26 protein-coding genes are annotated in these 22,001 nt (G+C 61.2%); 6 read left to right on the top strand and 20 right to left on the bottom strand.

Going from position 1 to position 22,001, the window contains the following annotated elements:
- Positions 1 to 172: 172 nt before the first annotated feature.
- From ftsY to alaS, 15 genes are all read right to left on the bottom strand, one after another.
- Positions 173 to 1,195 (bottom strand): signal recognition particle-docking protein FtsY, encoded by a 1,023-nt coding sequence (gene ftsY, locus VMC84_RS06845; RefSeq protein ID WP_325379236.1) that lies wholly within the window; start codon positions 1,193 to 1,195, stop codon positions 173 to 175.
- A 6-nt stretch (positions 1,196 to 1,201) separates the two neighbouring features.
- The gene (pfdA, locus tag VMC84_RS06840; RefSeq protein ID WP_325379235.1) at positions 1,202 to 1,624 is read right to left on the bottom strand and encodes a prefoldin subunit alpha; all 423 of its coding nucleotides are present in this window, start codon (positions 1,622 to 1,624) and stop codon (positions 1,202 to 1,204) included.
- Between the two features lie 11 nt (positions 1,625 to 1,635).
- A complete protein-coding gene (gene rpl18a / locus VMC84_RS06835) occupies positions 1,636 to 1,812 on the bottom strand; it encodes a 50S ribosomal protein L18Ae (protein WP_325379234.1) in 177 nt (58 codons plus the stop codon).
- 7 nt (positions 1,813 to 1,819) lie between these two features.
- Complete coding sequence (locus VMC84_RS06830) at positions 1,820 to 2,485, bottom strand: translation initiation factor IF-6 (protein ID WP_325379233.1); 666 nt, start codon at positions 2,483 to 2,485, stop codon at positions 1,820 to 1,822.
- A 12-nt stretch (positions 2,486 to 2,497) separates the two neighbouring features.
- Positions 2,498 to 2,779, bottom strand: a complete 282-nt coding sequence (locus tag VMC84_RS06825; RefSeq protein WP_325379232.1) for a 50S ribosomal protein L31e — start codon at positions 2,777 to 2,779, stop codon at positions 2,498 to 2,500.
- Positions 2,780 to 2,788: 9 nt separating this feature from the next.
- Entirely contained in the window at positions 2,789 to 2,941 is a 153-nt protein-coding gene (locus VMC84_RS06820; RefSeq protein WP_014405043.1) for a 50S ribosomal protein L39e, read from the bottom strand.
- On the bottom strand, positions 2,938 to 3,525 hold the full coding sequence (locus tag VMC84_RS06815; protein ID WP_325379231.1) for a DUF7411 family protein: 588 nt from the start codon (positions 3,523 to 3,525) through the stop codon (positions 2,938 to 2,940). The genes VMC84_RS06820 and VMC84_RS06815 overlap by 4 nt, the downstream gene beginning before the upstream one ends.
- 1 nt (position 3,526) lies before the next feature.
- Positions 3,527 to 3,862 (bottom strand): DNA-binding protein, encoded by a 336-nt coding sequence (locus VMC84_RS06810; RefSeq protein ID WP_349256752.1) that lies wholly within the window; start codon positions 3,860 to 3,862, stop codon positions 3,527 to 3,529.
- Between the two features lie 42 nt (positions 3,863 to 3,904).
- Entirely contained in the window at positions 3,905 to 4,348 is a 444-nt protein-coding gene (locus tag VMC84_RS06805; protein WP_325379229.1) for a 30S ribosomal protein S19e, read from the bottom strand.
- Positions 4,349 to 4,576: 228 nt separating this feature from the next.
- Positions 4,577 to 5,488 carry a RimK family alpha-L-glutamate ligase gene (locus VMC84_RS06800; RefSeq protein ID WP_325379228.1) on the bottom strand — a complete coding sequence of 304 codons (912 nt, stop codon included), beginning with the start codon at positions 5,486 to 5,488 and terminating at the stop codon, positions 4,577 to 4,579.
- Between the two features lie 23 nt (positions 5,489 to 5,511).
- A complete protein-coding gene (locus tag VMC84_RS06795; protein WP_325379227.1) occupies positions 5,512 to 6,159 on the bottom strand; it encodes a RimK-like ATPgrasp N-terminal domain-containing protein in 648 nt (215 codons plus the stop codon).
- A 117-nt stretch (positions 6,160 to 6,276) separates the two neighbouring features.
- Positions 6,277 to 6,543 (bottom strand): UPF0147 family protein, encoded by a 267-nt coding sequence (locus tag VMC84_RS06790; protein WP_325379226.1) that lies wholly within the window; start codon positions 6,541 to 6,543, stop codon positions 6,277 to 6,279.
- 172 nt (positions 6,544 to 6,715) lie between these two features.
- Positions 6,716 to 7,756, bottom strand: a complete 1,041-nt coding sequence (locus VMC84_RS06785) for an EF-Tu/IF-2/RF-3 family GTPase (protein ID WP_325379225.1) — start codon at positions 7,754 to 7,756, stop codon at positions 6,716 to 6,718.
- A gap of 70 nt (positions 7,757 to 7,826) precedes the next feature.
- Positions 7,827 to 8,210 (bottom strand): roadblock/LC7 domain-containing protein, encoded by a 384-nt coding sequence (locus VMC84_RS06780; protein WP_325379224.1) that lies wholly within the window; start codon positions 8,208 to 8,210, stop codon positions 7,827 to 7,829.
- Positions 8,211 to 8,233: 23 nt separating this feature from the next.
- Positions 8,234 to 10,852: an alanine--tRNA ligase gene (alaS, locus tag VMC84_RS06775; RefSeq protein WP_325379223.1), complete on the bottom strand. Its 2,619-nt coding sequence runs from the start codon at positions 10,850 to 10,852 to the stop codon at positions 8,234 to 8,236.
- Positions 10,853 to 11,000: 148 nt separating this feature from the next.
- On the opposite strand from alaS, the gene VMC84_RS06770 reads away from it, so the two are divergent.
- Complete coding sequence (locus VMC84_RS06770) at positions 11,001 to 11,567, top strand: hypothetical protein (RefSeq protein ID WP_325379222.1); 567 nt, start codon at positions 11,001 to 11,003, stop codon at positions 11,565 to 11,567.
- Positions 11,568 to 11,658: 91 nt separating this feature from the next.
- Entirely contained in the window at positions 11,659 to 12,993 is a 1,335-nt protein-coding gene (gene glnA / locus VMC84_RS06765; RefSeq protein WP_349256751.1) for a type I glutamate--ammonia ligase, read from the top strand.
- Positions 12,994 to 13,020: 27 nt separating this feature from the next.
- Here the strand turns inward: glnA and VMC84_RS06760 are convergent, their stop codons facing one another.
- Genes VMC84_RS06760 through VMC84_RS06750 form a run of 3 tightly spaced genes read right to left on the bottom strand, consistent with a single transcriptional unit; the run spans position 13,021 to position 15,132 of the window.
- The gene (locus VMC84_RS06760) at positions 13,021 to 13,479 is read right to left on the bottom strand and encodes a hypothetical protein (RefSeq protein WP_325379220.1); all 459 of its coding nucleotides are present in this window, start codon (positions 13,477 to 13,479) and stop codon (positions 13,021 to 13,023) included.
- Positions 13,480 to 13,490: 11 nt separating this feature from the next.
- The gene (locus VMC84_RS06755) at positions 13,491 to 14,027 is read right to left on the bottom strand and encodes an A24 family peptidase (protein ID WP_325379219.1); all 537 of its coding nucleotides are present in this window, start codon (positions 14,025 to 14,027) and stop codon (positions 13,491 to 13,493) included.
- A complete protein-coding gene (locus VMC84_RS06750) occupies positions 14,011 to 15,132 on the bottom strand; it encodes an ATP-binding protein (protein ID WP_325379218.1) in 1,122 nt (373 codons plus the stop codon). The genes VMC84_RS06755 and VMC84_RS06750 overlap by 17 nt, the downstream gene beginning before the upstream one ends.
- An 81-nt stretch (positions 15,133 to 15,213) precedes the next feature.
- Here VMC84_RS06750 and VMC84_RS06745 point away from each other — a divergent pair, with 81 nt between their 5' ends.
- The gene (locus VMC84_RS06745; protein WP_325379217.1) at positions 15,214 to 15,849 is read left to right on the top strand and encodes a hypothetical protein; all 636 of its coding nucleotides are present in this window, start codon (positions 15,214 to 15,216) and stop codon (positions 15,847 to 15,849) included.
- Here the strand turns inward: VMC84_RS06745 and VMC84_RS06740 are convergent.
- Together VMC84_RS06740 and VMC84_RS06735 are read right to left on the bottom strand one after the other, a co-directional pair.
- Entirely contained in the window at positions 15,831 to 16,469 is a 639-nt protein-coding gene (locus tag VMC84_RS06740) for a phosphoribosyltransferase (protein ID WP_325379216.1), read from the bottom strand. The genes VMC84_RS06745 and VMC84_RS06740 overlap by 19 nt on opposite strands.
- Positions 16,466 to 17,032: a type 1 glutamine amidotransferase domain-containing protein gene (locus tag VMC84_RS06735; protein WP_325379215.1), complete on the bottom strand. Its 567-nt coding sequence runs from the start codon at positions 17,030 to 17,032 to the stop codon at positions 16,466 to 16,468. The genes VMC84_RS06740 and VMC84_RS06735 overlap by 4 nt, the downstream gene beginning before the upstream one ends.
- A 122-nt stretch (positions 17,033 to 17,154) precedes the next feature.
- Here VMC84_RS06735 and VMC84_RS06730 point away from each other — a divergent pair, with 122 nt between their 5' ends.
- The 3 genes from VMC84_RS06730 (at position 17,155) to VMC84_RS06720 (ending at position 21,758) form a co-directional block, all read left to right on the top strand.
- Positions 17,155 to 19,347, top strand: a complete 2,193-nt coding sequence (locus VMC84_RS06730) for a type II/IV secretion system ATPase subunit (protein ID WP_325379214.1) — start codon at positions 17,155 to 17,157, stop codon at positions 19,345 to 19,347.
- A complete protein-coding gene (locus VMC84_RS06725) occupies positions 19,337 to 21,211 on the top strand; it encodes a hypothetical protein (protein ID WP_325379213.1) in 1,875 nt (624 codons plus the stop codon). The genes VMC84_RS06730 and VMC84_RS06725 overlap by 11 nt, the downstream gene beginning before the upstream one ends.
- A 73-nt stretch (positions 21,212 to 21,284) precedes the next feature.
- A complete protein-coding gene (locus VMC84_RS06720) occupies positions 21,285 to 21,758 on the top strand; it encodes a carboxypeptidase regulatory-like domain-containing protein (protein WP_325379212.1) in 474 nt (157 codons plus the stop codon).
- Positions 21,759 to 22,001 lie beyond the last annotated feature (243 nt).

The following is a 22,001-nucleotide window of genomic DNA, read 5'->3' as shown; positions in this document are numbered from 1 at the left end:
GGCGTATGTGCCCGCCGTGGTTCTCCATCCCGGCGTAGGGATAGTAAAAGTCGCGTACCACGCCGCGCTCGTCCACACAGACTAACAGCGTGCCGTTGCCATAGATGAGCGGCCTCATGTCAATGAAAACTTACGGCCGCGGCTACAAATAGGTTCGGCGAAGAAAACGTCCTCAGCGCTCGAGCAGCCGGTCCACGAACCAGTCCGGGTCGAACTTCTTGAGGTCCTTGTATTCCTGGCCCACGCCTAAAAAGAGTATAGGCTTGCCGGTGATGTGGGCGATCGAGATCGCCGCCCCTCCTTTGGAGTCGGCGTCGGCCTTCGTTAATATGGAGCCGCTTATGGGCACGGCGTCGTTGAACAGCTTCGCCCTCTCGACCGCGTCGTTGCCCGCGATGGCCTCGTCCACGAAGATGACGAGGTCCGGCTTGTTGACGCGGCTGATCTTTTTCAGCTGTTCCATGAGGTTGACGTTCGTGTGCAGCCGGCCCGCCGTGTCCGCCAGCACCACGTCTTTTTTGTTCGATCTCGCGTAGGCCACCGCATCGTAGATCACGGCCGCCGGGTCCGAGCCCTGCTCGTGCTTGACGATCTTCACGCCCAGCCTGTCGGCGTGCTTTTCTAATTGCTCTATGGCGCCGGCCCGGAACGTGTCGCCCGCCGCGATGACCACGCCCATATTATTCTCCTTCAGGCGCTCCGCCAGTTTGGCTATTGTCGTGGTCTTGCCCGTGCCGTTGACGCCGGTGAATACGGCCACGACGGGCTTCTCGTGGCTTTTGACGTACTCGTCGAAGTCGAGCGTGTGCGCGCTCAGGATATTGAGAATAGAGTCCCTGAGGGCGTCCTCGGCCAGGTCGCCGGTGGAGCGTAAAAATTTCTTGTGCTGGCCGCTCAGGTCCTTTTTGATGCGGTCGATGATGGAGTCGGCGACGGGCAGCGCCACGTCGCTCTCCAGGAGCGCCATTTCAAGCTCCCAGAGGGGACCCTCAAGGTCCTTCTCGCTCAGGATGACCTCGCCCCGGGTGATCGCCGCGGCCCTGTCCAGTATGCCGGCCTTCGGCCCCTCCGGCGGGGCCTCGCTCTTCACTTCAGCGGCCACTTCGGCTTCCTGTTCCTGCCCAGGCGAGGCTTTCAGCTTCTCGTCGATGGATTTTCTAAAGTCGCCGAGCCGCTCCCTGAGCTTATCGAACATTCCATCTCACTGGTACTTCTGGGCTTCCTGCTGCAGGCCCGCGAGCTCCGCGGCCACCTGGTCGATGGCGCTCGTCGTCTCCAGCAGGGCCTTCTCCAGCTCCGTCCTCCTGGACTGGATGATGCCCTTCGAGTCGGCGAAGCTCTTCTCGACGCTCACGCCGGCGCCGAGGCCGATGATGGCCTTGTCCGGGCTCGCCAGCTTCGTGTGGACGTACGACCCCGCGCCGATGGGCACGAGAATTTCCTGGTCTTCGCCCCTGCCCTCCAGCGTGGACAGCGCCTTGAGCGCGTTGTCCATGTCGGCCAGCGACATCTGCACCAGGCCCGCCTGCTGCTGGAGCGCGTCCATGCGCTGCTGGCTGACCTGAATGCGGGCGATGAGCTCCCTGATCTGCTCCTCGTTGTCTGCCGGTGCTGCGTCTGCCATAGCTGTTCTCCTTACGCCTTCTTGACGGATTCGATCTTGATGAGGTTCCTGTTGATGCCGTGCCTGCTGCCGAGCGTGGACAGGACTTTTTCACGGGCGGTGTTCTCGTTCACCGACTCGACTTCCTTGGAGAACTTCTCCCACTGGACGCCTGCCTTGAACGTGCCCTCTACGATGTAATTAGCCATGTTTAATTCACTCTCCCAGTTGTAACGCGTCCTCGATCCTCCCCAGCTCGGGGCCGGACGTCTTCGTGCCCGTCACCAGGCCCTTCGAGGTGGCCAGGATGGCGGACCCCACTAGCGGCGAGCCGAAGCTCACCGTGCCGATGTCTACCGGCAGTCTGAATAGCTCTTCCAGCGCGCTTAGCTCTTCCTCCGTGGCCCTCGGGTGCACCAGCAGGCCCTTATTCGTGGCCACGCCGGCCATTCCGACGGTCTTCAGGCCGCCGATGGTCCCCCGTCGCACGTCCACCTTGAGCGTGTCCCGGATGACCCCCAGGTGCCGGTCGCTCAGCGCCGGGTGCACTAGCGCCGCCGTATCGTTGGCCAGGATGATGTTCCCGGCGGCGGTCATCTTCCCCTTCAGGCGGGCTACGGGCAGTGCTTTCTCGAGCGCGGCGACCTCCCTTTCCAGGGCCAGGTCGCTCACTATGAAGCCGCTGCTGTTCCCGGCCATCATGGAGCCGATGAGCGAGCTGTCGTTGATTAGCGTACGGATGATGCCCACCGCGCCCAGCGCCTCCGCGACCTCGTCGGCCGTGTGCGCGGGCAGGTCGGGGGGCAGCACTACGTAGTTCTCCGTGTTGGCCCCATAGATCCCGACGTACGGGTAGCCGTAAAAGTCAAGCTGCCGGATCACGCTATCACGTGCTTACGCGCCGACTTTGTCGGTGTCGACGATGTCGGCCTCGACTACGCCGTCCTCGACCCGGGTCGCCTTGACCCTGATCTTGCGGGGCGGCTTGCGGATGCCGTGCTCCCAGATGGTCTCGTTGAGAGGGGCGTTGATCTTGATCTTATCCTCGTCCACCTTCATGTGCCTGGACAGGTACTCCCTGACCTTCTTGATGGCCAGGTTGCCCTTCTTCCAGTGGGGGTATCCCTCGGTGTCCAGAGGAATCGTGTATATCTGCTCTGACTTCTCGTCTGCCATGTTACCACCTTACTCGGGTAGGCTGGTCCTGCGCCAGCTTCTGCGCTTCGGGTGGGTCATGACGGCCCTGTTGGTCTTCATGATGACCCACGCCGGGACTCTTCGGTTCTGGTTGGTGTACTTGGCCAACCGGATCTTCTTGCCCTTTGACTTCTTCGTCATTTTTGTAACCTTCTCATCACCCTCGACTGGGGGTGCTCTAGCGGGAAGAGCCTGCTTACGGTCTCCTTCCCGTATTTTTCCATGATCGATGATCGTATCTCGGACTCGTAGTCCGACTTTTCGATGGCCGCGCCCTCGACGATTTCGAAGTGTTTTTTTACGAGCGCGTCGATGGCGTGCCTGCCGTACCCGGCCAGGGGCCGGATATACTGCGCCCCGGTCCGCATCTCGAGGCTCTTTATCTCGGGCATCGAGAGCACAGGCGAATGGTCGTCCCGCCGGGTGCCGTCCGCGATATATTCTGAATCGGCGGCGGCCGCCTCCAGCGCCTTCATGTGCACGTAGTTAATGCCGTAGCGCGGGTAGCCGTGTTTCAATATCAGGCCGATACAGCCGTCCATGACCTCCGGGCCGAGCTTTACCGTCCTGAAGGGAAAGCCGATGGCCCCTGCGGCCTTTTGGGCGTGCTTCCATGCCGGGGAGCCGAACGAGCAGGTAACGAGCTCCACTTCGAAGAAAGGCTCGAGCAGGACCGCGGCCAGCGAGCTGTCCTGGCCGCCGCTGTAAAGGACCTGTATCCTCATCTCAGACGCGGCGTATCTTGATATCGCGCTTCTTGGGCGTGACCTGCTCCAGGATCTTGACGAGCTGTGCGTCGTCGATCTGCGCCTTGAGCCGGCCCGACTGGGCCAGGGATATGAGCTGCATCTCGACGCTGGCCACGAACTCGGGCCGGGTCATGCGTATGGTATTTAGACGCTCGCGGGCTTCCGGAGTGAGGATCTGCCGCATGACAGCCGCCTTCTGCTGCTCCAGCTGCTGGCGCTGCTGCTCCTGCGCGAATGCGTCGGACTGCGCCCTCTGGAGCTCCTCCATCTTGCGCCGCCTTATCTCATCCAGTTCATCGCCGCTCATCAGCATCACTTCGTTCTATATGGGTATAAACCTGTTTGGCGGAAAGCCTTACGTCTGCGCTTCGGGCGTGGCCGGCTTCGCCGCGGACATCTCGGTGGCCACCTTGTCCAGGAACGCCATGCCCTGGGGGGTCACGACCCTGCCGCCCTTGACGGCCTTGACGAGCCCGGCCTTCTCGAGCTGCTGGAGGGCGTCCCGGATGATGGAGCCGCCGCCCCTCTCGTGCCGGTCCGGCCTTACGCCGCGGTTCTTCTTGCCGCCGTAGAGGCTCCTGAGCCTCTGGACGCCGACGGGGCCGTCAATGTATATACGCCTCAGGATGGAGGCGCACCTCGTGTACCACCAGTCGGCCTGGGCCGGGGGGTACTGCCTGTGCGTGCCGGTCTTTACGAACGCGGCCCACTCGGGGGCCTGGACTTTGCCTGACTCCTTGAGTTTTTGTCCCGCCTGTACGACGAACGCGGTGGCGGGTACATCATAGACTACTGCCAATCTGATTCCTCCGATAAACGGATTCAACGCCTTATGGAACCAATGATATGTATGGAGCGCACACAAAACGTGCCATAACTCTATCGGTTGCGAAGGGGTTTTACGTACTTATAGTTACTTATACTTTTTCATGTTTCTGCGCTGCGTAATCTGAGTTGTGTCGCGCGATTTTATTGATACCGGATGATATGGAGAGTATAAAAAGGTTTGTCCGGATTCATGGAGAGCTTATGATTCCTCGTTTAACCTGTATGTGCCCGGCTTTACCGGCCTTCCGGAAGTTAATCTATCGATGATCTTCTCGTAGAGGTCGGGGTCCTTACCGTCCTCGAGGTCCGCATAAAAGCTCGGGTTGTCGTTGATCTCGATGCAGTAGAACTTGCCGTCGATCTCCTTTATATCCAGCCCATAGAGCCCGTCGCCCACGCACTTCGAGACTTTCACCGCAAGCTCCTCCAGCTTCTTCGGGGCGTTCTTCCGTAAAATAGGCACAACGCGGCCCCACTGATTCTTGCCGTCGATGAGCGATCGGACCTTCCAGCCGCCCCTGGGCATGTAGTACTTACACAGGTACAGGACCTTATTATCCAGCATGCCGACCCGCCAGTCGAAGCCCGAGGGCATGTACTCCTGCAGCACGATCGGCGTGGCGTGCTTCAGGTAGCGGGCCGCGATGAGGCGGAACTCGGGCTCGTCGTGGGCCTTTTCCACGTGCGAGGAGAATTTCGTGTAGGGGGCCTTGAGGACGAGGGGAAAACCGAGGTAGTCGAATATGTGCCTCAGGTTCCCGTCGCTAAAGTCGCCGCCGAAAAGCAGCGACTTCGGCGAGGGGATCTCGTTATGCCGGAACAGGTCGTCTAAGACCACTTTAGAAGAGCAGATCCGGATCGAGTGGGGGTCGTCGATGACTACCTTGCCCAGGGCGTCGGCCATCCTCGACACCACGTAGGCCGTGTTCATCGGGTCCGTCGTGGCGCGTATGAAGACCGCGTCGTAGTCGGGAATGCGGTTCATGTCCTTTTTGAAAAGGAAGTCGAAGAGGTGGCCCTTGGCCGCGGCCGTCCTCCTGAAGCGGTCGAGAGCTGTGGATTCCTCCTTAGTGTGGAAACTATACTTCTCCACGAAACACCCGATCTTCATGATTAACCCGTTTTTTTACGCGATCAGCGGCACCTGGCGGCGTGCACCTTTTCCCTGACCAGAGCCCAGTCCACCTCTTTCTTCGTCGCGGGCTCGAAGTGGCACAGCTTTGCCTCGCCGTCCGCCATCTGCACGATCAGCTTGCCGATGGGTATCCGGAAGGTCTCGTAGAACTTCCTCGCGATGGAGCGCGCCTCGGGCACGTCCGTCTCGCCGAACACCTGCACGGCCTCCTTTACCTCTCCCACCAGGGGCTGCACGGAGACCGGGTAGCGGTTGTTCACGCTCAGGCTCTTCAGCGTCCGGTACATCTGGGACTCGGTCTTTACCTGAGTCACCGAGTTGCACGTGTACGGGTTCACGGCAAAGCATAAAGCCGGATAGCCCATATTGCGCTCGTAGCCGGAGACCAGCGTGTACGGCAGGCACGGGATGTCCGCCTTCGCCGCCCGGATCATCAGGAGAGGGTTGCGGTGCGTGTCCAGGATGTCCGAGCAGCGCGGCGTCACGCTACAGCCGCAGAGTTCGGCGTGCATGGAAACGTAGTACCCCATTTTCTGGTACCGGTAATCGTGCGATACGTTCAAAATGTCGTCCTTGACCGTCGTTTCTAAAAAAGTAAACGGACTATAATCCGCATCTTCGTCGTCTTCACTAACAACAATTGTCACTAATGGACACTTCCATTGTTATCGCGGTATTGTGGAATCATCATATATCAATTTAATGGTCGGGGCAGGCCGGATATTGAAAAACAAAGCGGGTTTACCGCGGCCGGCCCGGGCCGCTTAGCCGTCTACCGAGATGGTCTCAAGCTGGCTCGCGATGTTCCAGATGAGGGTGCGAGTGTGCAGCGGGATGTTGGGGTCGTTCGAGATCTCGTCCAGGATGGAGATGCTGGAGGCGGCCCGCACCGCGGGGCTCTCCTTAGAGTTGAGCAGTATGGTTTTCACGCTATCCGCACTGCGCCTGATGTTGCGGGGCACCGTGTCGTCGTCCTTGATCCTGGACAGCACGTCCACGCATTGCTTTATGACGGCTTCAACGTTTGACATATTCTCACCTTATTAGCCGGTCTTAATTATCGTAAAATTAGCACCGTATGGGTATCCTATGCACCGCCATCCGAGAAAAGATTTTCGGTTATATTAAGCACGCGAAGTTGCCAGAGCCCGCCATGACCCAAAAAAAGAATAAGGTAGAAGAAACAACGAAGATAAAAAAAAATTATGGAATGGTCCCTCGAGCCAGGAACCGCTGCTTGGGGTCGTCCAGCTTCGTCAGCAGGAACACGTCCCCGGGGCTGTACGCCACCTCTTTGTCCGTCTTCACCTCGACCTCGAACTGGCCGCCTGAAAGGGTGGACTCGGCGCCCCTGCCCTCGACGGCGATCCTCCGCACGAGCGCGGGAGTCGATTGCAGGCCCGCGTAGAGGTGCACCTTATCGTCCTGGCTGAACTCGCCCTTGATGCGGGCTGTCGTGCAGCTCAGCCTCAAAAGGTCGCCGACGGTCTCGGACTGCGATATGATGAAGCCGCGGTCCAGGTCCTTGCTCTGGACGCCCTTGAGCGAGAGGCCGACGCGGTCTCCCGCCTTTGCCTGCTTCACGTCCACGTCCTGCATCTGGATGGAGCGGACCTCGGCCTCGTGCCTGAGCGGGTATATCGTGAGCTTGTCGTGGACGCTCACGCTGCCCTGGCGCACATAGCCCAGGATGACGGTGCCGATGCCCGTCACGTTGAAGTGATGGTCGATGGGGATGCGCACGGGCCTGTCCACGAGCGCCTCGTACTCTTTTTTAAGTATGTTGTCCAGCTCGAACAGGCGGTCCTTCAGGCGGTCGACGCCCTCGAACGTCTTCGTCGAGGTGGGCAGGATCTCCCAGCTTTCCATTGCCGTGCCCCTGGTTAAGGCTTTTATTTTTTTCGCCAGCTCCTCGACGGCGGGCGGGTTCGACTCGTCCGTCCGGGTTATCGTTATGATGCCGTGCTTCGGCCGGAGCAGGTCCATTAAAATGATGCACTCGCCGGCCCGGGCGTCCAGGCCCGTGGCGGAAACGCAGAAGACCACTACGTCGGCCATGCTGACGCCGTTCACCAGCGGCTTTGGGGACTTCGGGTAGCCGATGGGGTCCACGATCGTCAGGATGTTCTCGCCCTTGGTGAAATTATACAGGGTGATGTCGGACTCGGTGCCTTTTTTGCCCAGCTTCGAGGCCAGCATCGTCTTGCCGCTCTTCTCTCCGCCTGCCATTGCCACGTTGACCATGAATATTACCTCTGTGAAAGTTGAGACATACAATGAAAAAGGTGGCTTATATATGTTACCATGAAAACGGTCACTGGCGCAGGGCGTCCCGGACCTCGGCGATGGCCCGGTCGATGCCCGCGAGGGCCTCCTCGTAGCTGGCGCCCGTGCGGATGAGCGCGACCACCAGGGCCTTCGGGCCCGCGCCCACGGCGACGAGCCTCTTGTCGCCCACCTCCATGACCACGCGCCTGGGGATGCCCATCCGGAGCTCGGAGCTGGCCTCCTCGGCGGCGCCCAGCATCGCGGCGTACATGGGGGCGAAGATCCTGTGCTCCTCCCCGGGGGCGGTGTCCGCGGCTAAAAGCGTGCCGTCCCGGGATATCACGGCCGAGGCCTCGATGCCGGAGCCCTTCAGCCTTGACAGGGCCGACTTCAGCCGTTCCGCCTTCTCCTGCTCGCTGTTCATATCCATGATGAATACGCGCCGTTCGCATATTACGCTTTGGGCTTAGCCTTAAAGGCCCGCGCCTCGCGCTCGCTGCCCGTGACGTTCACGTAGCCCTCGGCCAGTTTTTCCCGCACGTTGACCGTCTCCGAATAGCCGTAGGCGAAGTTGTCGCCCTTGAGGAACACGGTCTTCCCCTTGAACCGGGGCTTCAGGGCCTCTACGGCCTTCATGACGGTGCCGAAGTCGCCCGCCGGCAGCGACAGATCGACGGTTTCGCTGTTTAATGAGCCTTCGATGAGCGCCCGCACCATCTGGGACTGCAGCTCCTTATTCTGCTTGGAGAGCTCCTTCCACTCGTTGAAGAAACGCGACGCCGTCTTCGGGATGTCGTCATAGCCGACGCCCCAGAGGTCGGAGACCTCCTTGAGCAGCCTATCGTGGTGCTGGACCTCTTTTAGCGAATTGTCCAGCGACTTGAACTCGAGCCGCACGACGCCGTCCTGGATGCGCTCGGAGGACAGCATCTTGATGAAGCCTACCTTGGCCGTATTATCGACGTGGATGCCGCCGCAGGCCTCGACGTCGTAGCCGGGTATCCTGATTATTCTAAGCAATTTGCCGGGCACGGCCCCGCCCTGGTAGATGCGCATGGAGTAGCGCCTCTCGGCCTCCGTCCTGGGTAATTCCTCGACGTGCACCGGCACGTTCTCCATGACCAGGCCGTTGGCGACCCTCTCGATCTCCTGCAATTGCTCGAAGCTGAGCGACTCGTAGTGGGTGATGTCCAGCCTGGCCTTCTCCGGCGTCTTCTCGGCGCCCGCCTGCCACACGTGGTCGCCCAGGACCTTTCTGGCCGCGTAGTTGACGATGTGCGTCGACGTGTGGTGGGCCGAAAGTATCCGGCGCCTCTCGCGGTCGACCTCCCCGACGACCCTCTTCGTGTCGGCGGGGAGGGGGGCCTCCAGGACGTGGACTATGACTCCGTCCTGCTTGTAGACGTCTTTTACTTTTATCCCGTTCATGAAGCCCGTATCGCTGGCCTGGCCTCCGCCCAGCGGGTAGAACAGCGTCTCGTCGAGGACGACCTTCTCGGGCGTGATGAGCTTGGCCACGCTCGCCTCGAACCTGAACTCGTGGGGCTTTTCATAATAAAGTGGCACGGTCTTGGGCAGCCCGGCGGTCTCGCTGGCCTCGGCCTTGCGCTCCTGCCGGCGGTCGTGCCTGGCCTGCACCCGGACGTAGAAGTCCTCGGGGATCTCCAGGTCGGGCTTCGACTCTTTTATCATTTCGGGCGCGATGCCCTGGGAGTCGTAGAGCTCGACGAGCTTCTCGGGCGTGAACGCCTCCCTGGACTTCACCATGCGCTTGATGATGTTCTGGCTTTTCTGTCTGGATTCCTCGTAGCGCTTCCGCTCCACGCCGATGATGTCGAATAAGCTGCCGTAGTCCCTGAGCTCCGTGTACCAGGAGCCGAACTCGCCGATGTGGCGCTTGAACACGTCGTCCAGGTCGATGTCGAAGTCATATTGATCGATGAGGGTCCAGCAGCGCCTCAGCAGATTGCGCAGGTTGTAGCCGCCCCCGACGTTTGAGGGCAGGGCGCCGTCGTGGATGGCGACCAGCAGGCTCCTCGTGTGGTCTGCAATGGCGTACAAAGCTCTGTTCTTATACACGACGCCCTTCAATTCATCTAAGCTCATGCCCATCTGCCCGGCGATGCCGTTCCAGGCCGAGTGGGCGTCGTCGAGCTCGTCCACGTTGAGGATGCCCGCGTGCCTGGCGAACTTCGCCTGGAAGGCGGGGTCCGGGCGGTAGCCCGTCTTCGAGTATAAGAAGTCCATGGTCTTCGGGAACGTGGCGTCGTAGGACATCGGCAGGCCCTGGCTGAACCAGGCCCAGCGCTCTAAGCCTGCGCCCATGTCGATGACCTTGGTGCGAAGCTCCCTGAAGCCGTCCGGAAGCTGCTCGTACTGCATGTACACCTGGTTGCCCAGCTCCAGGCCCCTCGAGAAGTACTCGATGGAGGGGCCGAAGTTGCCTCCGCCTGCCCAGACGTCCTCGTGGAACACGATCTCGTGGGCGGGGATGCCCAGGCCCTTCGTGAGGAATTCCTGGATCTGGGCGATGCCCTCCTCCTTGAAGTAGACGTGCTTCTCCGGCGTGTTGAACGTGTGCTGGCCGACCATGATGAAGCCCGTGTAGTGCCGGCCCGTGATGCCCACGTTGTCGATGTCGTTGAAGCGCAGACAGAACTGGGGCTCCAGGACGGCGGGCGCCGGCGGCTCCAGCTCGCCCGAGACCACGTACGGCTGAAAGTCGTTGATGCCCGCCGCGACGAAGTAAAGGTCCTCATACCAGCGGGCGACGGTCGGGTACCGCTCCAGGGGCACATAGCCCCACCGCTTAAAAGTGTTCACGTAAGTGTCCCAGGCTTCCTTGTAGGCGAACTTCTTCCGGGTGAGCGACTCGCCGATGAAGCGGTATCCGCCGCTGCACTCCGCCTCATCGCAGAAGTCCCGGGGCGCCTGGCTCCAGAACCCCCGGCCGCACTTCTTACACACATACCTCTCGTAACCCAATGAGCGTAAAGTTTTCACCGGATAGTACTTCCCATAGTTCTTTGCGAACTCCGGCTTCATGAGCTTTTTAATCTGTTTATCGTCCATGGATACCTCTTCCGGAAAAATGAATGTAAATGGCTCTCTTCGCCCTATGTTGTGGAGGGCGTATAAATTTATCGGTTTTTTGTAGTAACGAAAAGGTTTATGACATAACAGCCGTAATCAAGTAAAAGCTCTCACCGGGGTTAAAACCATGGATTCGGATACAGGCGGCAAGTCAAAGCACGATTTTAGCGACATCATGTCCATGCTGGGCGATGAGAAGAAGCCCGCGCCAGCCGCCGCCAAAAAGCACGAGACGCCGAAGCCCCGGGACGACTCGTTCGTCAAGAAGCTGCTCGCGGATATCGAGCAGAAGAACGCCGAAATTTTAAAACTCAACTCGGACAACATGGCCCTAAAATACTCCATGAGCGAGAAAGAGATGGAAATAAAAAGACTCCAGGGCCAGTCCGACACCCTGCGCGAGCAGTCCGAGAGCCTGAAGGCCCAGGTGATGGCCCTCAACCAGCAGATCGAGGACCTCAACCGGTTCGTCAACGACGCCCGCCTGAAGCTCGGGGAGATGGACGCGGACCGGGCGAAGCTAACGGCCCGCATCGCGAAGGAGGAGGAAGCCCCGCCCGAGGAAGAGGACGTGGAGTCGATCTTCAAGCGCATCGCACTCAAGAGGGATGAGCCTGAAGAGGGGGCGGCGGATAACGGCGCCGATAAGAATTCCCGGAAAAAAACTGGCACCGCCAAGCTCTACGACCTTTAGGCGGTCGGGGCTATCAATGCTTTTTATAATTCCTGCCCGGAAATGATATTCCGACATTAAAATAATAATCTACGGTCGCATATTTTTCAGCATGAGCAAAATCACTAAAGAGTCTATTTTAAATATGGCTCAAGACCTCGACGTAAAATTCATCAAGCTACAGTTCACCGACGTGTTCGGGACTACCAAGAACGTGGCCATACCCGTCCAGCAGCTGGAAAAGGCGCTTGACGGGGACATCATGTTCGACGGGTCGTCGATCGAGGGGTTCGTCCGCATCGAGGAGTCGGACATGTACCTCAGGCCGGACGTGAACACCTTTTCTCTCATACCCTGGCAGAGCGAGTACGGCAACGTCGCCAGGCTCATATGCGACGTGTACAGCCCGGACGGCAAGCCGTTCGAGGGCAGCCCGCGGAACATCCTGAAAAAAGTCATCAAGGAGGCGGAGGAGAAGGGCTTCAGCATGAACGCCGGGCCCGAGGCGGAGTTCTATCTTTTTGAAAGGGACATGGACGACATGCCGACGACGAACTCCAAAGACCACGGCGGCTACTTCGACCTGTCGCCCGTGGACCTGGGCGACGAGGTGCGCCGGGCCATGGTCACCGCGCTGCAGAGCATGGGGTTCGAGATCGAGGCCTCCCACCACGAGGTGGGCGAGGGCCAGCACGAGATCGACTTCAAGTACGCCGATGCGCTGACCACGGCGGACAACGTCGTCACTTTTAAGTTCGTCGTGCGGAAGATCGCCATGCAGTACGGGCTCCACGCCTCGTTCATGCCCAAGCCCCTGTTCGGCAAAGCCGGCTCGGGCATGCACACCCACCAGTCCCTCTTCAAGGGCAGGAACACGAACGCCTTCTACGACGAGAACGCGAAGTACCAGCTCAGCAGGACCGCCATGCACTACATCGGCGGGCTGCTGGACCACGCGAGGGGCTTCACGGCGATCACCAACCCGCTCATCAACTCGTATAAGCGGCTGGTGCCCGGCTACGAGGCGCCCGTGTACATCGCCTGGTCCGAGAAGAACCGCTCGCCCTTAGTGCGCATACCTGCCCGCCGGGGCCTGGGCACGAGGGCAGAGCTTCGGAACCCGGACCCGGCCTGCAACCCGTACCTCGCGCTGGCCGTGACCCTCAGGGCCGGCCTGGACGGCATCAAGAAAAGGACCGACCCCGGAGATCCGGTCAACCTCAACATCTACCACCTGACCGAAAAGCAGAAGAAGGACCTTAACATCAAGAGCCTGCCCGCGAATCTGAGCGAGGCGCTTGACGAGCTCGAGGCCGACGACGTCATCCGGAGCGCCCTGGGGCCCCACGTCTATGAGAATTTCATGACCGCCAAGCGCATCGAGTGGGACGATTACCGGACGCAGGTGCACCAGTGGGAGATCGACCAGTACCTGAGCGTCATATAAACCGGGAGCTTTCCCCTGTTTCCCTTTTTAATAGATTACAAGGTACTTTTCATATAGGCTGGGGTCATACTCGTACTCGATGGTTAGCTCATACCGCCCTCCGCCCAGGATGGACCGGTAATTCCCGGACGGCACCATGATGCCTCCCTTTTCGACGCCCTCGCTGAACCTCACGCCGTCCAGGACGAGAGCTTTTCGGCTGCCTTGCACCTCGTAGAAGATCGTGCCCCCGGCCTCGCTGGAGCCGAAGGTGACGTTCGTCCCTGAAGGCAGGGAGAGCATTATCGTCTTTGTGGCGCCGGGCGGGGAGGCCGGGTCCGCCAGGTTCCGCGGGGCCGAGGCGAGGAGCGCCTTACAGTCGATGGAAAGATCTAAAAGCTGCCGGTCCGCGGACGCAGTGCTCACCAGTGGCATGGCCCGGCTCAGCCCCAGGCCCGTGAGGCCGGCGATTGACGCAAGGACCAGGAGGGATGCCGTGAGCGCCACGGGCAGAGAGTCTACCAGGGCAACGCCCCCAGCAGCACGACGGAGGAGACGTAGGCGAAGAGCAGGGAAGGGCCCATTGGCATTCCCGGGCCTTCTTTTAGAGAAGCGATGTCCTCGGCCGACAGGGGGCCGCCCTTCGTGCTGGCCGGAGAGGGATCTGCCATCGCCCTCCGGGCGGGCATGTAGACCCCGTGCTTTAGCAGAAGCGCAAGCGCGAGGCAGAGCGTATAAGCCGCGATAAAGTATAGAGGCGGGTAGCCTGGCGACAGGAGCAGGAACAGCGCGAGGACGAGCTTCGCGTCACCGCCTCCCCATAAATGGCATCTCCACAGCCCGTAAACGAGCCCGTACGATATGACGCCCGTGAGGATTGCCATATCCATGGGATACCCAAGCATGCAGCGGAACATCATCAATGCCAGCCCCGACAGGATGAGCGGAAAAGTCAGGCGGTTCGGTATCCTCATGGTCCGGCGGTCTATGGCCGCCGCGGCGGCCGCCGAAAGGCCTCCCAGCGCGACGCAGGCGATGTCAGCCCATATAAACATCCGGCTCGCCTCCCCCGTGCTCGCTTTCCCTCGGCCGTATCTTAATGACGTGGTATGACTCGGTGGCGTCGTCGATGACCACGGCTGCGCCCCTGCCGGTGCCCAGGCGGGCCATGGCCTCGGGAACGGGCTCGTTCACGTACGTCGGCCGGGCCGATTCCAGCGCCTCCAGGTCGTCCTGTAGCGTTAAACGATGGCAAATAATGAGGTCCGCCTGGGAGAGGACCTCCTTTCCCAGGGCCGAGGGCCGCTGGGTTGCAAGCACCAGCGACAGCCCAGGCTGCCGGCCCTGGCGCAGCCACTCGCCGTTGAGCGCCCGGGATGCCCCCGTGTCGGCGCCTGCGTCCATGAACATGTGGGCCTCGTCGATGAGCAGCCAGACCAGCGGCTTCTCTCTCCTGCCGGCCTCAAGACGGCGGGCTTCAACGCGCACGTCGTAGAGCGCCCGCGCCATCGAGGCCACGATGGCCGATCTTATTTGAGGCTCGTGGCCATAGCCACTCAAATCGAGTATGTTCACCGAGCCGGGCTTCAGCAGCCCGTCGAACGCGGCGCCCCTCGAAAAAAGCCTCCATGACGCCACCATCCGCAGCAGGCCCGCCAGCGTGCCACCGGGCTTTACCTTTTTAATGAGTTCCTCTATATCGAAAGGCCCGTCGTCCAGGGTGTTCATGAGCTCGACGCCGGGATCACTTAACGGCTCGATGTCCATGAGCTCGCAATAGTCGTAAAAAGACAGGGAGCCCGCGGGGATCTCCAGCGGCAGCGTGCCTTTATGCCGGTGGGCGGGCGGGGCAAACACCCTTACGGTATCCGGCTTCCACCGGCCCATCCCGGTAAACACGCCCATGGTGTCGACGACTATGACGCAGAAGTTATCCCTTATCCTCTGCGGCAGGGAAGCCATCTCTTCGATGATGACGCCCATCGTATAGGATTTTCCGTAGCCCCGCTTGCCGCAGATGAGCACTGCGTGCGGCTTGAGGACGTCCAGGTACAGGCCGGCGCCCTGGGAGCCGTCCAGGGCAAGGTACCTCCCGAGGTACAGCAGGCCGTGCTCTCCTCCATCTCTCCGCCCCAGCAGATAGCGCTTCTCATCGGACATACTTATTTACAATATATTGAAAATAAATAAATCTATCCCCTGGCCCGCAAGTATTTATCGGGCGGCGAGAATTCTTTTCTCATGAAGTATCCGTGGAGGTTTTACGAGAAAAGCGTGGGGATGTGGATCGTCGAGTCCGGCCGCGGCGTCCACTCGTTCCCGCTGGAGACGAAGGGCCTTGACCTGGAGGGCGTGTCCCGGGAGTATTTCCACTATTTCGACGAGGCCATGGCGGCGCTGGGGGAGAGGTTCGCGCCGACCTCCATCGAGTATCCGCCCGGAGAGACAGTGACCGAAAGCCCCATACCGCTCTACCTTGTCCAGGCGAAGCAGCGGCTGTTCGAGGCCTGGCGGGAGGACGTGAAGCACTGCGACCGGTGGGCTCCCGGCGCCGTGTTCCGGGGCCTCTCCGAGGTGGCCGTCCAGGTGGAAGGCAAAGTGATCAGCACGCAGCTCCCGGGAATATTAAGCGTCATGTTCAGCGGCGTGCCTGGGAGCGACCGGTACGCGCTCGCGCTCTCGACGAACTGCGATATCTGGCTCGACAGGACCATATCCGGCGAGGCCAACCCGGTGGGCAGGGCAAACGCCCTCCGGCTCGAAAGATCGCTGAAAAAGCTGGAGGAGGCGCTGGACGGCAAGGTCGTCCACTACGCCACCGAGGTCGAGGGCGTGAAGCTGAGCGAGCACGGGTTCGCCTACGCGGCCGGCACCTGAGTAATGAGGCGCTTCACTTCCTCGTCGCTCAGATCAGGGAAACTCTCGTAGTAGCCGGCCACGGCGAACTGGCCGTACGGCTGAACGGCCAGGCTGACCACCTCGTCTGCCTCCTTCTCGAGCCTGCCCACGGAGGACTCGGGACTGCAGGGGACGGCGACGATGACCCTTTTTGGCCGCTCCCGCTTAACGGCCCGCACGGCGGCGACCATCGTGTATCCCGAGGCAAGGCCGTCGTCCACGATGATCACGTTCCTGTGCTTCAGCTCCGGCTGAGGCCTGTCGCCCCGGTACTCTCTTATCCGGCGCAGGACCTCGGCGAGCACCTCGCCCGCAATCCGCTCGATATCCTTCGCGGACAGCCCGCAATACGCTACCAGACGCTCGTTAAGGACGATGGTGCCGTCGGGGGCTATCGCGCCGAACCCGGCCTCCGGGTCGGAGGGAATGGGCAGCTTCCTGGGAATTATGAGGTCGAGGGGCACTTCGAGCCGTTTCGCGACCTCATAACCTACGGGCACCCCGCCCCTCGGTATGGCCAGCACCACGGCGTTATGGCGATAGATGAGCAGATGCTCTGCCAGCCGCCGGCCGGCGTCCCGCCTGTCCCGGTAGATCATTGGGCCCGGGCCATCTCGACGAGCGGCTGCAGGCTCTCGCCCTTCAGCGAGCGAATGATGGCATCGCAGAAGAACCCCAGGTCCGAAGGCTGCCTCGAGAATATGTACTGGCCGCTGGTGACCACCGGCTCGTTCACGTAGGCCGCGCCCGCGTCCTCGATGTCCACCACCAGGGATTTCCAGCCCGTGGCCTGCTTGCCTTTGAGCAGCTTCGCCGTGATGAGGATCTGCGCCGCATGGCAGACGGCGGCGATGGGCTTGCCGGTCCTGTCGAAGTCCTGGACGAACCTGATGACCTCGGGGTAAATGCGGATATGGTCGGGCCCCTGGCCGCCGGGTATCACAAGACAGTCGTAGTCGTCCACGTTCAGGTCCCTGACGGCGACGTCCACGGTGGCGGGCATGCCGTGCTTGCCGGTGAGCGTCTCGCCCTTTTTTATGCCTGCAACCTTCACGTCCGCGCAGGCCTCGTATCTCAGCCGGTACAGCGGGTACATCAGCTCCATGTCCTCGAAGCCGTCCCCGGCCAGCAGAACGATCCTCTTACCTTTTAGCTCCTCCATTATAGTCCTCCTTTTTTATTTTGTTCGCGCCCCGGATACTTGAATGGTTTCAACGTTATGCGCGAACGGGTTAATTATATATCGTTTGATTGCAATTTAGTAATTTGCAATTTGGTGTAAATATGCTCGAGGGCATGAACGCTATTTATCGTATGGTAAGAGCCCGGGCCAGGGCTAAACAAAAGGGCGCGGGGCCAGGATGCGCCCTGACGTTCAGGCAGGGCCGGCACGGCACCGATGCCGTGGCCGCCTGCTCCCGGTGCCCGGGAGGGTCGAGCCTCTCGGATCCCGATTGCCGGCTGCGCCTCGTAAAGAGCCTGGCGGGAAAAGCCTGGATGGACCGCCTGCTCCTGGAGAAGAACATCGTTCGGGAATATGGCTTCGACGCCCTCGCCCCGCTGCTCGGCCTGGTGACGTTCTACGAGGACCTGCGCCTGCACGCCGACACGCTCTACGCCTGCGGCTGCGGCCAGTGCGGCGAGCTTCGAAAAGAGAGCGTCGCCGCCTGCGTGGACGATATCATCGCATCGCCCGGGGAAGCCAGTCGCATCATCGCCTCCATGCCCGTCCACCCGGGAAAGGGCGTGCCGAAATGCAGCCTCTGCATGGAGCGCTACTCGGCCTTTTTGAACGATATGGCGGAGACCGGCCGGAGGCTCGAATATAAGGATTCGCTGCCTTATGTCAGGCCCCGTTTCTCCAGCTCGAAAATATGGATGGAACCGCCGAAGGGGGCGGCCTTTTTGCGCTCATACGAGGTGGAGGGGGACGCCTTCGGCCCTCCGCTCCATGTCACGCTCTACGGGCTGGCGGAAAGCCTCGAGAAGATGTACTTCATCCAGCCCTGGGAGTACGGAATGGAAGAGGAGGACATCGCCCTTCTGTCCGAAGCCCGGCAGAGGCTCCTCACGAAGCGGCCCCGGACCATGGAGTTCATGGACGCGGCGAACATGCGCCCCCTCTTCGCCAGGTACGGGAAGGAGGCGCTGGCCGTCTCTGCCGACTCGAACGGCATACTCATGGTGCCGGCCCGGCTCGAGCAGCTCACATCGGCCCTGGTCAAGTACACCTGCGGCTTAGGAATACTGGAGGACATACTCAAGGACCCCCACATCGAGGACGCTTACGTGAACTCGCCAGTGGGCTCCAGCCCCCTGCACGTCGTGGTGGACGGCGAGGAGTGCACGAGCAACGTATTTTTATCCGAGGCGGACGTCGAGTCGACAATCTCCCGGCTCCGGGCCATATCGGGCCGGCCCTTCTCCGAGGCTAACCCCGTGCTGGACATGGACCTTGGAGAGTTCAGGACCCGCGTCTCCGTCATCGGGGACCCGCTGTCCCGGGGCCTGGCTTACGCCTTCCGCAGGCATAAAGCCACTCCCTGGACCCTGCCCCAGCTCGTATCCCGGGGAATGCTCACGCCCTACGCGGCGGGTTTATTATCGTTGCTGGTGGACGGGCAGTCGTCCGTGCTGGTCACGGGCACCCGGGGCGCCGGCAAGACGTCGATGCTGGGCGCCATGATGCTCGAGATCCCCCAGAGTTATCGTATACTGGCCATCGAGGACACGCCCGAGCTGCCCCTGGAGGACATGCAGCGCTGCGGGTGGAAGGTCCAGGGCATGGGCACCAGGTCCGCCCTATCGGGCTCCGGCGCGGAGTTCCAGGCGTCGGACGTGCTGAGGGCCGCGCTCCGGCTGGGCGAGTCGGCGCTCATCATCGGGGAGGTCCGGGGCGCCGAGGCCGTCTCACTCTACGAGGCAATGCGCGTCGGGGCGTCCGGGAACGTGGTGATGGGGACCATCCACGGCGCCTCCTGCCGGGACGTCTACGACCGCGTCGTCCACGATATCGGCGTGCCCCCGGCGTCCTTCAGGGCGACCGACGTCGTGGTCGTCTGCTCGAGCGTGAGAAAAAACGGCGGCCAGGCAAAGGAGCGGCGCCTGACGCAGATCGCCGAAGTATCGAAGAGCCGCTGGGAGGATACCGGCGGCGCGTTCAACGACCTGCTCGTTTATGATGCCGCCGAAGGCGGCCTCGCGGCCACGGACCGCATCGATACCGGGCGCTCCGAGGCGCTCCAGGGTATCGCGAATAAATGGGGCCTCCCGATCCGGGCCGTCAACGAGGAGATCCGGGCCCGGGCTCTGTTCATGGAACGGGTGGCGGATGAGCCCCGTGCCATGGAGGCGGCCGCCTATGCGAGGTGCATCAACGCCTACAGGGCCATCTGTGAGAGCGAGCGCGGCGTCCCCGGGCGGGCCATCAACGCGTGGTCCAGGTGGTTCGAGAAGGAGGCGGCCCGTGGAGGCTGAAAGCTCCTACGTGGAGGCATGCAGGGCGTCATTCCGCGCCCTGGCATCGGTGGCTGGCGCAGAAAGGCTCGACGAGTACGCAGGCCGCTACGCGAGTAAAGGCCTGGTCGCATCGCTGGGCTTCGCCGGCCTTGAGATCAAGCCCTCGGAGGCATTTTCGCTCGCCTTCATGGCCGCCATGGCCTCGCTGGCCATCGTGGCCATGGCAGGAATCGCGGCCTTCGCCCTGGGCCTGATGGATACGGTAATGGCCGTGGTGCTGGTCGTATGCGGCGGGATGCTGCCGCTGCTCGCGTATGCGTACGTGGGCGAGTACCCGAAGCGCCGGGCCGCCTACTTGAAGGTCCATTCGCTGGGCGACGTGCCGGAAGTCGTCAGCTACGTCGTGATGGCCATGAAGCTCAACCCTAACATCGAGCTGGCCCTGAAGTTCGCCGCGACGAATTCCCGTAGGCAGCTGGCGAAGGACGTGAAGAAGCTTATGTGGGACCTGAACGTCCGGGCCTACGACAGCCTTGACATGGCGCTGGGCGCCTTTGCCGAGGAGTGGGGAGGCTACAGCGAACACTTCAAGCGGGCCGTGTTCCTTATTAAGAGCGCGGCCGACGAGAGGGACGAGGCCATGCGCACGCTGACCCTAAACCGGGCCCTGGACGTGGTCCTCGCCGGCACTAAGGGCCTGATGCAGTCATTTTCCAGCGCCCTGCACTCGCCGACGCTCATATTATACTCGATCTTCGTGATGGTTCCCCTTGCCCTGGTGGCCATGCTCCCTGCGGCCGCGATCATAGGGCTGCGCGTGAACTCGCTCGAGCTGGCGCTGCTCTACGACGGGCTGTTCCCCATGGCGACGCTCGTGTACGCCCACTCCATCCTCCTTAAGCGCCCTGCCGCCTTCACGCCGCCCGATTTACCCCACATAAAGCATAGCCTGCCCCGCTGGGCCTGGGCGGCCCTGGCGTGCGCAGGAGGCGCCGCCGTGGCGGCGCTGTACCTCTTCCCCGTCGGCCTGCCCGTGGCCTCCACCATATTTTTAGCATGGGGCGTTACAGCGGCCATATCCATATACTGCCTGGGCGTGTACACGCCGTATAAGAAATTAAGGGACGACCTCAGGAAGATGGAGGACGAGTTCGCCGACTCGCTCTTTGTCCTGGGCCGGCGCATCGCCGAGGGCAAGTCCCCAGAAGACGGCTTCGCCTACACGGCCGCCATGACCGGGGGGACTTCCGTGGGAAAGGCCTACGCCCGGGCCGCATATAACATGAGATGCCTTCGGACCACGCTCCGGGATGCCGTGCTCTCCCCCGAGTACGGGGCCTTCTCCGACGTCTACTCGGACCGGATAAAGGCTACGATAAGCATGCTGGTGGAGAGCTCGAGCAAGAGCGGCGAGGTCGCGGGGAACTCGGTCGTGAGGCTTGCCGACCACCTCAAGGAGCTGCAGTCCATCGAGGACGACGTCCGGAAGATGCTCTACACCATGACAAGCATGCTCAGGACGACCTGCACGGTGTTCGCTCCATTTATAGGAGGCATCACCCTGGCGCTCTCGCAGTCGGTCTCGGACGTCGTGGCCCATACGCTGGCCGGGCTGAGCGAGATGCCCGAGAGCGCCCGCCAGTACTTCCCCATGATGCCCCAGTTCAGCGCGCCCCTCGTGTCTAACGACGAGTTCGTCCTCGTCATCGGCATCTACATCATCATGCTGGTGATCATTTTGCTGCGCTTCGTCGGCGGCATCGAGCATGGCGACGACCGGTACGAATTCATGTACAGCGTCGGCATGTCGCTTCCCGTCGCCATGGCCGTCTTCACCGTTACCACGGCGCTCGCCAATTCTGCCTTCGGGAGCATGTTTTAGTTGCAATATGATGAAAATTATTTATAGGATGAGCGTATACTTACTAACATATAATTACTAATAAGTGATGTATATGCGGAATAAAGGTTTCAAGGGCGACGAGAGGGGCGTGGAAGGCCTCCCCGTGCGCTTAATTGTCGTGCTCGTGGTCGGCGTGATCTCGCTCTCGGCCATGGTGGCCGCCGTGAACAGCTTCAAGCCCCAGAGGACGCTGACCGCCGCCGTCACGGAGGTAAGCAGCAAGGACGGTAACCTCCTGCAGGTCAGTAATGCGGGCGAGGGCGTGGTGTCGAAGACGTGGACCTGCTACGTGAACGTCACTGACGACAGGGGCGACCCGGTGAGCGGCGCCAGCGTCATCGTCCACGGCCTGGGCGGCGCCGGCTCCGGTGTCACGAACACCAGGGGCGTGGCGTACATTTCCAAGACGAACGACATCCGGCTCAACGCCAACCAGAATATCGGGTATATGGCGCTGGAGGTCAACGCCCCGGGGTTCTACCAGTACAAGAACGAGAACGCGCTCGCCGTCGTACGCGTGAATTGATCGAGAGTTTCACCACGGCGACACGGAGGCACCACGGAGTGCACAGCGCTTTATTCACCACGGCGACACGGCGAACACGGCGCTTTTTTATTTTCCTGAAGGGGGCTGACGCCGCGCGGAGCGCTCTTGCTTACCCCTCGGAGACCCCCTGCTTAATAATATTATCAGGAAACCGTGTCGCCGTGGTGTCGCCGTGCCGATCATAAAAAAGCGCCGTGTTCGCCGTGTCGCCGTGGTGAATAA

It is taken from the genome of Methanocella sp. (assembly GCF_035506375.1).
Lineage (GTDB): Archaea > Halobacteriota > Methanocellia > Methanocellales > Methanocellaceae > Methanocella.
Note: the sequence above shows the minus strand (reverse complement) of the source record. Positions and strands in the feature narration are given on the sequence as shown.